13 protein-coding genes are annotated in these 12,211 nt (G+C 31.2%); 10 read left to right on the forward strand and 3 right to left on the reverse strand.

Going from position 1 to position 12,211, the window contains the following annotated elements:
• Positions 1-174 precede the first annotated feature (174 nt).
• On the reverse strand, positions 175-618 hold the full coding sequence (gene mgrA, locus AC1Q7N_RS06370) for a global transcriptional regulator MgrA (protein ID WP_001830335.1): 444 nt from the start codon (positions 616-618) through the stop codon (positions 175-177).
• A 221-nt stretch (positions 619-839) separates the two neighbouring features.
• Between mgrA and AC1Q7N_RS06375 the strand changes: the two genes are divergently transcribed.
• From AC1Q7N_RS06375 to AC1Q7N_RS06395, 5 genes are all read left to right on the forward strand, one after another.
• Positions 840-1,766 (forward strand): CobW family GTP-binding protein, encoded by a 927-nt coding sequence (locus AC1Q7N_RS06375; RefSeq protein WP_001830339.1) that lies wholly within the window; start codon positions 840-842, stop codon positions 1,764-1,766.
• Between the two features lie 21 nt (positions 1,767-1,787).
• The gene (locus AC1Q7N_RS06380) at positions 1,788-2,081 is read left to right on the forward strand and encodes a hypothetical protein (RefSeq protein ID WP_001830319.1); all 294 of its coding nucleotides are present in this window, start codon (positions 1,788-1,790) and stop codon (positions 2,079-2,081) included.
• A gap of 128 nt (positions 2,082-2,209) precedes the next feature.
• A complete protein-coding gene (gene mdh / locus AC1Q7N_RS06385; protein ID WP_002438862.1) occupies positions 2,210-3,151 on the forward strand; it encodes a malate dehydrogenase in 942 nt (313 codons plus the stop codon).
• Between the two features lie 133 nt (positions 3,152-3,284).
• The gene (locus AC1Q7N_RS06390; RefSeq protein WP_002438863.1) at positions 3,285-4,841 is read left to right on the forward strand and encodes an SLC13 family permease; all 1,557 of its coding nucleotides are present in this window, start codon (positions 3,285-3,287) and stop codon (positions 4,839-4,841) included.
• Positions 4,842-5,037: 196 nt separating this feature from the next.
• Entirely contained in the window at positions 5,038-6,411 is a 1,374-nt protein-coding gene (locus AC1Q7N_RS06395; protein WP_001830324.1) for a cryptochrome/photolyase family protein, read from the forward strand.
• A gap of 49 nt (positions 6,412-6,460) precedes the next feature.
• Here AC1Q7N_RS06395 and AC1Q7N_RS06400 read toward each other — a convergent pair whose 3' ends face one another.
• Both AC1Q7N_RS06400 and AC1Q7N_RS06405 read right to left on the reverse strand, forming a co-directional pair.
• Positions 6,461-6,730, reverse strand: a complete 270-nt coding sequence (locus AC1Q7N_RS06400) for a hypothetical protein (RefSeq protein WP_002438864.1) — start codon at positions 6,728-6,730, stop codon at positions 6,461-6,463.
• Positions 6,727-7,344, reverse strand: coding sequence for a DUF1361 domain-containing protein (locus AC1Q7N_RS06405; protein WP_002438866.1), 618 nt, complete (start codon positions 7,342-7,344; stop codon positions 6,727-6,729). The genes AC1Q7N_RS06400 and AC1Q7N_RS06405 overlap by 4 nt, the downstream gene beginning before the upstream one ends.
• 409 nt (positions 7,345-7,753) lie before the next feature.
• Between AC1Q7N_RS06405 and norA the strand changes: the two genes are divergently transcribed.
• The 5 genes from norA to pfkB all read left to right on the forward strand — a co-directional run bounded on the left by norA (position 7,754) and on the right by pfkB (position 12,211).
• Positions 7,754-8,917: a multidrug efflux MFS transporter NorA gene (gene norA / locus AC1Q7N_RS06410; RefSeq protein ID WP_049387474.1), complete on the forward strand. Its 1,164-nt coding sequence runs from the start codon at positions 7,754-7,756 to the stop codon at positions 8,915-8,917.
• 321 nt (positions 8,918-9,238) lie between these two features.
• A complete protein-coding gene (locus tag AC1Q7N_RS06415; RefSeq protein ID WP_001830333.1) occupies positions 9,239-9,709 on the forward strand; it encodes a hypothetical protein in 471 nt (156 codons plus the stop codon).
• Between the two features lie 113 nt (positions 9,710-9,822).
• Positions 9,823-10,305 carry a Cys-tRNA(Pro) deacylase gene (gene ybaK, locus AC1Q7N_RS06420; RefSeq protein WP_001830357.1) on the forward strand — a complete coding sequence of 161 codons (483 nt, stop codon included), beginning with the start codon at positions 9,823-9,825 and terminating at the stop codon, positions 10,303-10,305.
• Positions 10,306-10,535: 230 nt separating this feature from the next.
• Positions 10,536-11,294, forward strand: a complete 759-nt coding sequence (locus AC1Q7N_RS06425) for a DeoR/GlpR family DNA-binding transcription regulator (RefSeq protein ID WP_002438877.1) — start codon at positions 10,536-10,538, stop codon at positions 11,292-11,294.
• Positions 11,291-12,211 (forward strand): 1-phosphofructokinase, encoded by a 921-nt coding sequence (gene pfkB / locus AC1Q7N_RS06430; RefSeq protein ID WP_002438878.1) that lies wholly within the window; start codon positions 11,291-11,293, stop codon positions 12,209-12,211. The genes AC1Q7N_RS06425 and pfkB overlap by 4 nt, the downstream gene beginning before the upstream one ends.

Here is a 12,211-nt window from a genome sequence, read left to right on the forward strand (position 1 = left end):
ATGACTAAGATGAAAAAGAACTTGTATTCAGTCTTCTCAGTCATAGTTCTCGTTACCACAAGGAAGGACATGAATTTAATTCAAATTCTGTTCCCACCTTTGTTATATAATATGTTTGAGTGTACAGTGTATTTAAAACTTAACCTTTAACTTTAGTTTCATGACAGCAACACATTACTTTTCTTTTGTTTCGATAAATGCATCGATGACTTTACCTAATAAGCGATTAAGTTCTTTGACCTCTTCTTTAGATAAAGAAGAAGCGGTTGCAACTTTCTCAGATGCGTTGCTTAATTCGGGCCTAATCATTTCACTTTTGTCTGTTAAGTGAATAAATACTTCACGTTGATCTACTTCAGAACGTTCACGTTTGATTAAATCAACTTGTTCCATTCTCTTGAGTAATGGCGATACAGTTCCAGTATCAAGTGCTAATTCTGTAACGACCTTTTTGACGTTAACAGGTGATTCATCCCATAATATTGTTAAAACAAGAAATTGTGGGTATGTTAGATTGTACTTTTTAAAGACTTTGTTAGAATAGTAGCGATTAACTTGTCTTTGAGCATTGTACAAACTAAAGCATAGCTGCTCTTTTAAATTATGTTGTTCAGACATTAAAGTTCTCCTCCAGACATTCTATCCGTATTCTCTTTTTTTTCGGATTGGAATCCATCTATGTTGCTTGTTTTATATACAACACTATGATTCAATGTCATGCTAAAATTAAAGTATGTTTAAAGTTTAGAAGATATCTTACATTAAATCAAGTAAAAAGATAATTAAATATTTATGTTATCATATATTAAAATATTTGTAATAGTAAAGGATATATTAAAATGAAAAATAATAAAAATGAAAAGTTGAAAATCACAATCGTTAGCGGTTTCTTAGGCAGTGGTAAAACTACGTTCCTGACACATTATATTAATGAATTATTAAAAATTGATGAGAAAATAACAGTAATTATGAACGAATTTGGATCATTTGATGTAGATGGTAACCATTTGAGTGAATTAGTCAAAGTGTATCCATTGTTGAACGGTTGTGTTTGTTGTGATATGAAATCAGATTTAGTTCAACAAATTGAGATGCTCAGTCACAACCATGAAACGGACCATATTATAATAGAAGCAACTGGTATCGCGCATCCTATTGAATTGATTATGGCGTGTCAAGATCCTCGCATAGTTCAGTTTGTTGAACGTCCCCACGTTGTTAGTATTGTTGATGCACTTCGCTTTTTACAAAGACAACAGTATACTGACTCCACAAAGCGTCTCATGGAAGAACAACTCGAGGTAAGCGATGTGCTCGTCGTTAATAAATTAGATTTAATATCTGTTGAAGACAGAGATGCTTTAAAGAACCAACTTAACGAAGTAAACAAATATAGTTCAAAAATATATACTACTTATGGACAAGTTAATATCGAGGAGTTGTCACAATTTCGTGATCAATTAGTAATGACACACACACATTCTCATCACCATGGTATAAATAGTATGCAATACACATTTACAACAGCTATTGACCGACAATTATTTTACCAATTTATTTTGCGTATGCCTGATAATGTTTTAAGATTAAAGGGATATGTACAATTTAAAGATGAACCCAATGTGACATATGAGTTTCAATATTCATTTGGTATGCCGGATTATGAAGTTATTAATGGGGATTATCCGTTAACAATAGTATTGATTGGTGAACAACTTGATGTTAACAGACTAAAAAATAAACTCGATGTTTTGCAATTCTCATAAATCAAGGAGAGTATGATAAAAATGAATGAAGATAACCGTAACAAACAAATTAAATTTGAAAGAAACCTAATCACTTTTCCATATTTAGGTTTTGCCTTTATTGTTTTATTATTTAATATTTTTTATACTGATGTAAAAATTACAATGGTCTTATTTGGTCTATTCTTTGCTTACAATTTAGGAATGCTTTTTATAGCCTTCATAAGACATTTTAAACGTACACTTATATTAACCTTAATACTAACAATATTAAGTGGTATAGCATTTTTTGTACTACTTTATGTTTTTGGATTAAATCACGATATTTTTGGATAGTCAGTTATTATATAAATATTTATTTCACTTAAGTATTCAAAAGCTTTGTCATTTCAATGTTATAATTAACATGAAGTGGCAAAGCTTTTTGATTTTTAAAGAAAAAATTAAACAAGGGGGCATTGCTTATGGTCAATAGAAGAAAGATATCAATTATTGGCGCGGGACATACAGGTGGGACTCTAGCATTCATTCTTGCACAAAAGGAATTAGGAGATATTGTGTTGATTGAACGCCAGCAATCAGAGGGTATGGCTAAAGGAAAGGCGTTAGATATTTTAGAAAGCGGACCCATTTGGGGGTTTGACACATCTGTACATGGTTCAGTAAATATAGAAGATATTAAAGATTCAGACATAGTGGTGATGACTGCAGGTATACCTAGGAAATCAGGAATGACAAGAGAAGAATTAGTTCAAACTAATGAACAAATAGTACGAGAAACTGCATTACAAATTGCAACGTATGCACCTCATTCAATAATTATTGTATTGACTAATCCGGTTGATGTTATGACATATACTGCATTTAAAGCATCAGGTTTTCCTAAAGAACGTATTATTGGTCAATCTGGAATTTTAGACGCTGCAAGATATCGAACTTTTATTGCTCAAGAACTTAACGTGTCTGTCAAAGATGTAAATGGGTTTGTTTTAGGTGGACATGGTGATACGATGTTACCTTTGATTAATAACACACACATTAATGGGATTCCAGTTAAGCATCTTATTTCTGAAGAAAAGATTGATCAAATTGTTGAACGTACACGTAAGGGTGGTGCAGAAATTGTTGCATTACTAGGTCAAGGCTCAGCATATTATGCACCAGCAACTGCTATATATGAAACTATAGATGCAATTTTTAATGATCGGAAACGGTTATTACCAAGTATTGCTTATCTAGAGGGAGAATACGGTTGTTCAGATATTTGTTTCGGAGTTCCTACTATAATAGGATATCAAGGAATAGAAAAGATTATAGAGGTAGATATGAATAATGATGAGTATCAACAACTACAACACTCTGCGCAAGCTGTGAGTGAAGTCAAAAACTCACTAAAATTCAAATAAATAATTATGAAGTTCTACATCTTAAATTGTTAGATTTTTGTGAAAATTGTGTAAAGGGTATTTTTTCGTTGATTTATAAAAGCGCTTTCTTGATATAATGAACATATATTCATAGAATAAGGAGACGATTAAAATGGCTAAAGGGGACCAATATCAAGCTCATACTGAAAAATATCATGATAAAAAGTCTAAAAAAAGTTATAAACCTGTGTGGATTATCATTAGTTTTATTATTTTAATTACAATCTTGTTATTACCCACACCAGCAGGATTACCTGTAATGGCTAAAGCAGCACTAGCTATTTTAGCTTTCGCTGTAGTTATGTGGGTTACAGAAGCAGTTACTTATCCAGTTTCTGCAACATTAATTTTAGGATTAATGATACTTTTACTAGGTTTAAGTCCAGTTCAAGATTTATCCGAAAAACTTGGAAACCCTAAAAGTGGCGACATAATACTAAAAGGTAGCGATATTTTAGGAACGAATAACGCGCTTAGTCACGCTTTTAGTGGTTTTTCAACCTCAGCCGTAGCACTTGTAGCTGCAGCATTATTTTTAGCAGTAGCTATGCAGGAAACCAATTTACATAAACGACTTGCATTACTTGTGCTATCAATTGTTGGAAATAAAACTAGAAATATAGTCATTGGTGCTATTTTAGTATCTATTGTTCTAGCATTCTTTGTACCATCAGCTACAGCACGTGCTGGTGCAGTTGTCCCAATATTACTGGGAATGATTGCTGCATTTAATGTGAGTAAGGATAGTAGACTTGCTTCATTATTAATTATTACTGCTGTACAAGCAGTTTCGATATGGAATATAGGTATTAAAACGGCTGCAGCACAAAATATTGTAGCCATCAATTTTATTAACCAAAATTTAGGACATGATGTATCATGGGGAGAGTGGTTTTTATATGCTGCGCCGTGGTCAATCATTATGTCTATAGCTCTTTATTTTATAATGATTAAGTTTATGCCACCTGAACATGATGCAATTGAAGGTGGAAAAGAGTTAATTAAAAAGGAACTTAATAAATTAGGACCAGTCAGTCATAGAGAATGGCGACTAATTGTGATTTCAGTGCTTTTATTATTCTTCTGGTCGACTGAGAAAGTATTGCATCCGATTGATTCAGCTTCGATTACACTAGTTGCTCTAGGTATTATACTAATGCCAAAGATTGGTGTTATTACTTGGAAAGGTGTTGAAAAGAAGATTCCTTGGGGGACGATTATAGTATTTGGTGTAGGAATCTCACTTGGTAATGTATTACTTAAAACAGGAGCCGCTCAATGGTTAAGTGATCAAACATTTGGTTTGATGGGTCTTAAACATTTACCGATCATAGCAACTATTGCGTTAATTACCTTATTTAATATATTAATACATTTAGGTTTTGCAAGTGCAACGAGCTTAGCCTCTGCGTTAATACCTGTGTTTATTTCTTTGACTTCAACGCTAAATTTAGGTGATCATGCTATTGGTTTTGTATTAATACAACAATTTGTGATTAGTTTTGGTTTCCTACTACCTGTCAGTGCACCACAAAATATGCTTGCATATGGTACTGGGACTTTTACCGTAAAGGATTTTTTAAAGACAGGTATACCTTTAACGATAGTAGGTTATATTTTAGTTATCGTATTTAGTTTGACGTATTGGAAATGGCTTGGTTTAGTGTAAGTAAAAGATTTAGGTATTAAAATGATAATTATAAATGTCTCGTAAAGTTTAATATTTTAACTTTACGAGACATTTTTTATAAACTCGTGGCAAGTTAATCTTAATAGTTGAAATGTATCGTATAAAAAATATATGAATGTAAATAGAATTTAGTATTAGAGAATAACAAAAAATTGATGTTAGGTGGTAAAATCTAATGGCTATAGGTGTCATATTAAATAGAGTTTTTAGGCTAAATAATAATCCATTATTTGATTATATATATAGTAATAAAGAATCTATAAATCATTGTTATTTTATTATTCCAACTGAAGAGTTTGAAGAAGAAGCAAAAAAGAAAGCACAATACTATTATGGGTCCATACAGAAGTTTATGTATGAACTACAACGATATGATATAGAACCCTTTTTGATGTCTTATGATAAATTAATAGACTTTTGTAAAAAACAAGCTATAGACAAAGTTGTTGTTGCAGGTGATATTATGAGTTATCATCACGAAGAATATGACATTTTACATCAAAGGAAACGATTTAAACAAGCTAATATTCAAGTAATATCATTAAGAGCAAATCATTATTTTAACCCCCGCAAAACACATAATAAACAAGGGGAACCATATAAAGTATTTACCAGTTTTTATAGAAAATGGCGTCCTTACTTAATGATTAGAGATGAATATGACTATCATTTAGAAGATATTTCAAAGGTTGTAGTGAAATCTCAACATAAAATTAAAGAAGATTATCATTCATATGGTATAAGTGAACGTGATGTTCAAAATCGTTGGTCTGAATTTTTATCTCAAGATATCGAAAATTATAAAGAAAACAGGGAATACTTGCCTGAAGTATTAACAAGCCAACTAAGTATTTACTTAGCTTATGGAATGATAGATATTATACAAGTTTTCAACGATTTACTTCAAAATTATGATAAAAATGAACAAAATTACGAAACTTTTATACGTGAATTGATTTTTAGAGAGTTTTATTATGTATTAATGACCAATTATCCCGAAACAGCTCATGTTGCTTTTAAAGAAAAATACCAACAATTGAAATGGTCTTATAATGAAGAGAATTTTAAACTGTGGAAAGATGGGAATACTGGTTTTCCAATTATTGATGCAGCAATGGAGGAACTTAAAACAACTGGATTTATGCATAATCGCATGAGAATGGTAGTTTCTCAATTTTTAACTAAAGATTTGTTTATTGACTGGATTTGGGGTGAGTCATTTTTTAAACAAAAATTAATAGATTATGATGCAGCTTCAAATGTTCACGGATGGCAGTGGTCAGCTTCTACTGGAACAGATGCTGTACCATACTTTAGAATGTTTAATCCTATAAGACAAAGCGAGCGTTTTGATAATAATGCACGATATATAAAAACTTACATTCCAAGATTAAATCAGGTAGATGCTAAGTATTTACACGATACTCATAAATTCGAGCAACAAATAAAGGGGCAAGGTGTTGAAATAGGTAAAGACTATCCTAAACAAATGATTGATCACAAAGAAAGTAGACAACGTGTAATGTCAGAATTCAAAGCATTAGATTAAATAAAAAAGATCTGAACAACAGTATATAGGTGTTCAGATCTTTATCTAGTTACATAAAAAAGCAAACATAGATTAAAATATATTCTAACAAAGTTAAAATATACATATATTTAAGATTTAATTTAGTTTTCAAAGGTACTTCCCAATTTGTATAACGGGGCTCATAATAAAATAATTGCATCAAATATAATCCTATCCCTAACGGTAAACACATTAATAAAATAGCTTTAGTATAACTCCATCCTATTTGATGCCATAAATGACCTATCATAAGTTGAATAATGATGAGACATACCATTAAAATTACTTCAATTATCATTGGTATAATCTCACCCCTTTAATAAACAATATGACTGTTGCTTGTATGAGCACCATTAAAACGACAAATAGTAACGCTTTAACATCTATGATTAAAAAAACCTCTTTCACAATTTTTAAAGGTGCATTTAATAAATAGACAGTATGTAATCTTAAGAATCGACCGATGTAAATACCTAATCCATTTAAGAACATTAATATAACTATCAATAGTCGATTTAACCATACATAAGACGTAAAATGTGCAATTTCTAAAAATATAAGAATTGTGAGGTATATTGCTAAGAGTACGCCAAGTATTAAATAGGTGAAATAAATCCATTCTGTGATGTTTAATCCAGCTAAAAAGTTAAATTGAAATTGGTTTAAGTGTATGAGATCGGTAATCATATAAAATGTGTTTGGAACTAATAATAGAAATATGAGTCCGAAAACAATAAATAAGGGCCATTCAAAAGCTTTGACTGGTTTGAACAATTTTAAAAGTAGACAAAGTTCAAATGGCACGTATGCTAAAAATAAATTTAACGTCATAAAGTTAAAAATATGTGATTCAGTCATAGATATAACAAATAAGATAATAAAGTATATTCTTGCAAAGTAACGAGATTGCATAACCACGCACTACTTTCTATAGAGTTTGATAATCGAGAGTTAATGATAACTTTTACAGTGAGGCATTTCAAACAATTTGAGGTGTTTTCTGTTTATACAGATGTGAAAGCGAAGAAAAATTATACCGTATGTTCATTAGACTTTAGTCAATTGGATAAAGGTTTTGTCGAAAGTTTATGAAGATACAGGTTCGTTTAATTATATGTTAAATTTTTAACTAAAAAATTAGAGTTTAGTGAAATTTAAAAATTAAAGTTTTTCAAAATGATTGTCATGTCACGTTAAATTGTTATACAATGTAGAAACTTTTAGTAAAGTAAAGTTCTTATGTGGGACATTAAAAATAAATTTGCGATAAATTTCAAAATTATTGGTATGCTTACTATATTAGAAAAAAAGGGGGGTTCCTATGAAAAAACAATTATTCATTCTTTATTTTAATATATTTCTTATATTTTTAGGGATTGGATTAGTTATTCCTGTACTTCCTGTATATTTGAAGGATTTAGGATTAAAAGGTAGTGACTTAGGAATGCTAGTTGCTGCTTTTGCATTATCACAAATGATTATTTCACCATTTGGTGGGACACTAGCTGATAAATTGGGTAAAAAATTAATTATATGTATCGGTTTAGTATTCTTTGCTGTCTCTGAATTTATGTTCGCAGCCGGTCAAAGTTTTACCATTTTAATCATTTCACGTGTTTTAGGTGGCTTTAGTGCAGGCATGGTCATGCCTGGTGTAACAGGTATGATTGCAGATATTTCTCCAGGAGCTGATAAAGCTAAAAACTTTGGTTACATGTCGGCAATTATTAATTCAGGTTTTATATTAGGACCTGGATTTGGAGGCTTTTTAGCTGAAATTTCACATAGATTACCTTTCTATGTTGATGGAACATTAGGTGTTGTTGCATTCATTATGTCAGTTTTATTAATTCATAATCCTCAAAAAGCAACTACAGATGGATTCCACCAATATCAACCTGAATTATTCACTAAAATTAATTGGAAAGTATTTATTACTCCAGTCATATTAACACTTGTATTAGCATTTGGTTTATCTGCTTTTGAAACATTATTTTCTTTATATACAGCTGACAAAGTAAATTATACTCCTAAAGATATTTCGATAGCTATTATCGGTGGAGGCGTGTTTGGCGCATTATTCCAAGTATTCTTCTTTGATAAATTTATGAAATATATGAGTGAACTTAATTTTATTGCATGGTCATTACTATATTCAGCCATTGTTCTCGTTATGTTAGTGCTTGCAAACGGTTATTGGACGATTATGATTATTAGCTTTGTTGTTTTTATAGGTTTTGATATGATTAGACCAGCTTTAACCAATTACTTCTCGAATATAGCAGGCAAACGGCAAGGTTTTGCAGGTGGATTGAATTCAACTTTTACCAGTATGGGTAACTTTATAGGTCCTCTTGTAGCTGGTGCATTATTCGATGTTAATTTAGAGTTTCCTTTATATATGGCTATTGCGGTTTCATTAAGTGGAATTATCATTATTTTTATTGAAAAAGGACTTAAGTCACGCCGTAAAGAAGCAAATTAATACGGGGCCCCAACAAAGAGAATTTCGCCGAGAAATTCTACGGACAGAGCAAGTTTTGGGGACGAGGTGGGACACAGTGTTCAAGACGAATTCTGTGTCCCACTTCTTTTGTTTTATAACTTGTAATGTAAAGTTGATGTTATCTCAAATATAAGTTTTAAAAGATTATGAGTTATTAGTGGTTTATGTAACAAAAATAACAACTATATTAATGTTAGTGTTACAAATATTACAATCTATTTAAATTGTAATCTACATATCTTTTATTAAAAGTTGTTGTGTTAAGATAGAATAAATCTTAAGAGAAATGTGGGTAAGGAGATGAAATTGAAAAACTTATTTTTAAGTTCTGTTGCAGTTATTTTATCAATTTGTTTAGTACTTTTATTATTTTTAGCTACAAACCAAAATGCATTAGCGAAAGTCCATAAAACAATTTGTACTTTTACTAAAGTGAAAACAGTATCTCATAACGATATATTCCCTAACTTAAATATGAATCATGTTGCTGAAGCTTCAGAAAAAAACTCTGATCACCAAAAGAATGTTAATAAAACAAATCAACAAAGTGTAAGAACGCAAGCATCTTATGATTTCAACCCACAGGAATGTAAAGTAATTGCTTTGAATTACGCTGAGAATCATTTAAGCAAAAAATATAATATAGAGCGTACTTTCAACGAGTCGCTTCATTCAGTATATGTATTTTCTAGTGAAAATAAACTTCATCAAACTAAGGTTAAAGTCAATAAAAGTGGGACTGTACATGCATCAAACATCAATAATCATTAATTAACACGCTTTCTTCTATATAAGAAAGGGTGTTTTTTAATAGTGTTAGTGTAAATGAAATAAAGTTTTCATGTTAAAATGAGATGTGAATGATTGTTATAAAGGGTGAGAATATGTCTAAAACTAAAAAAACAAATGCAATGCGGATTTTAGATAGAGCTAAAATTAATTATCAAATGAATACTTACGAAGTTACTGACAAGCATCAACATGGAGAAGAGATTGCACAACTCGTAGGTGCTAAAATAGAAGAAGTCTTTAAAACACTTGTACTAGAGAATTCCAATCATGAACACTATGTTTTTGTCATTCCAGTTAATGAAACCTTAGATATGAAGAAGGCGGCTCATGTTGTTAATGAAAAGAAATTGAATTTAATGCCTCTCGATCAATTAAAACAAGTAACAGGGTATGTTAGAGGAGGATGTTCACCTATCGGTATGAAACATTCCTTTAAAACGACGATTGATGCTTCCGCTAAAAATTTAGAAAAAGTTTATATTAGCGGAGGTCAAAGAGGAATGCAAATTATCATTCATGTGAATGATTTAATTGACATGACAAAGGCTCAGGTAGAATCTATTACACAGAATTAAACGTATATAGACATTTAATGTTTCAACATTATTTAATACTTAGAAAATGATTTCTGAAAATTAAAATGTACGTCTTAAAGTGTGATGATACAATCCATTTCAAACACCTAATCTGAAAGGTGTTTTTATTTTTGTCATAAAATGATTGTTTTTGATTGAAAATGGAATATTTTGATTGAAATATGTAAGCGTAGCCATTACAATATAAGTGAATTAGGGGAGGTATAGCAGTGATATCAGAAAAACGACAGAATTTAATTTTACAAGAATTAACTCAAAAGGACTTTTTAACACTTCAAGATTTAGTTGATAGAACAGGATGTAGTGCATCAACTATACGAAGAGATTTATCTAAGTTGCAGAATATGGGTAAATTACAACGAGTACATGGTGGTGCTACAATTCATCAAAATCGAGTTAAGGAACCTAAGTTATCTGAAAAAAGAACTCAGAATTTACGTGAAAAACAAGAAATCGCTAAACGTGCTGCATGTGATATCCAAGATCATGAATGTATATTTCTAGATGCGGGTTCCTCAACTTTTGAGTTAATTCAATATATTGAGGCAAAAGATATTACTGTTGTAACAAACGGAATGACACATGTTGAAGAACTATTAAAGCACGGTATTAAAACTTTAATGGTTGGTGGCCAAGTTAAACCTACGACAATGGCTACAGTTGGTGCTAACGCGTTAGAAACATTAAGACGTTATTGTTTTGATCGTGCTTTTATAGGAATGAACGGTATTGATGTGAAATATGGATTAACAACCCCTGATGAACAAGAAGCTTTGATTAAAGAAACAGCTATGAAACTATCAAATCACAAATATGTGCTTGTCGATCAATCAAAGTTTAATCAAATTTATTTTGCAAGAGTTCCAATTTTAGATGGACTTAGCATCATAACTTCGCAAAAAGCAATGCAAAGCAAGATGACTGAAGCTTACATGAATGAATTTAATTTTATAGGAGGGAAATCATGATATATACAGTTACCTTCAATCCTTCAATCGATTACATCATTTTTACTGATGGATTTGAAATATCAGGATTAAACCGGGCAAAAGCAACGTATAAATTTGCAGGAGGTAAGGGAATCAATGTATCAAGAGTACTTAAAACTTTAGATGTTGATTCTACAGCCTTAGGATTTTCAGGAGGTTTCCCTGGAGATTTTATTGCTCAAACACTTGAGGACAGTAATATCCAATCAGATTTTGTTCAAGTAGATGAGGATACGCGTATTAATGTAAAACTAAAATCAGGTCAAGAAACAGAAATCAATGCACCCGGACCTAAAGTGACACACGCGCAATTTGAACAACTTTTATCTCAAATACGTCGTACTACAAACGACGATATTGTTATTGTAGCTGGAAGTGTACCGAACAGTATTCCAAGTGATGCTTATGCACAAATAGCACAAATCACTGAAAAAACTGGTGCGCAACTAGTTGTTGATGCAGAAAAAGATCTTGTTGAAACAGTATTACCATATCGACCATTATTTATTAAACCAAACAAAGATGAATTAGAAGTAATGTTTAACACTACAGTCAAGAGTGATGAAGATGTTATAAAATATGGTAAAGAAATTTTGAAAAAAGGGGCACAATCAGTCATCATTTCACTTGGTGGCGATGGTGCAATATATGTTGATCAACATCAAAGCATTAAAGCTGTGAATCCACAAGGACATGTAGTTAATACAGTAGGATCTGGTGATAGTACAGTGGCAGGTATGGTAGCAGGGTTGTCCATGGGTCTTAATATAGATGAAGCTTTTCAACAGGCCGTAGCTTCAGGAACAGCGACTGCTTTTTCAGAAGATTTAGCGACAAGAGATGCTATAGAAAATATTAAATCTCAAGTGACAATTTCTGTACTTGATGGGGAGTGA

The organism is Staphylococcus sp. GW823-FHT05F06 (assembly GCF_058795495.1).

Coding starts and splice junctions, on each gene's coding strand:
- mgrA (WP_001830335.1), bottom strand. CDS start 618: ATGTCTGAACAACATAATTTAAAAGAGCAGCTATGCTTTAGTTTGTAC.
- AC1Q7N_RS06375 (WP_001830339.1), top strand. CDS start 840: ATGAAAAATAATAAAAATGAAAAGTTGAAAATCACAATCGTTAGCGGT.
- AC1Q7N_RS06380 (WP_001830319.1), top strand. CDS start 1,788: ATGAATGAAGATAACCGTAACAAACAAATTAAATTTGAAAGAAACCTA.
- mdh (WP_002438862.1), top strand. CDS start 2,210: ATGGTCAATAGAAGAAAGATATCAATTATTGGCGCGGGACATACAGGT.
- AC1Q7N_RS06390 (WP_002438863.1), top strand. CDS start 3,285: ATGGCTAAAGGGGACCAATATCAAGCTCATACTGAAAAATATCATGAT.
- AC1Q7N_RS06395 (WP_001830324.1), top strand. CDS start 5,038: ATGGCTATAGGTGTCATATTAAATAGAGTTTTTAGGCTAAATAATAAT.
- AC1Q7N_RS06400 (WP_002438864.1), bottom strand. CDS start 6,730: ATGATAATTGAAGTAATTTTAATGGTATGTCTCATCATTATTCAACTT.
- AC1Q7N_RS06405 (WP_002438866.1), bottom strand. CDS start 7,344: ATGCAATCTCGTTACTTTGCAAGAATATACTTTATTATCTTATTTGTT.
- norA (WP_049387474.1), top strand. CDS start 7,754: ATGAAAAAACAATTATTCATTCTTTATTTTAATATATTTCTTATATTT.
- AC1Q7N_RS06415 (WP_001830333.1), top strand. CDS start 9,239: ATGAAATTGAAAAACTTATTTTTAAGTTCTGTTGCAGTTATTTTATCA.
- ybaK (WP_001830357.1), top strand. CDS start 9,823: ATGTCTAAAACTAAAAAAACAAATGCAATGCGGATTTTAGATAGAGCT.
- pfkB (WP_002438878.1), top strand. CDS start 11,291: ATGATATATACAGTTACCTTCAATCCTTCAATCGATTACATCATTTTT.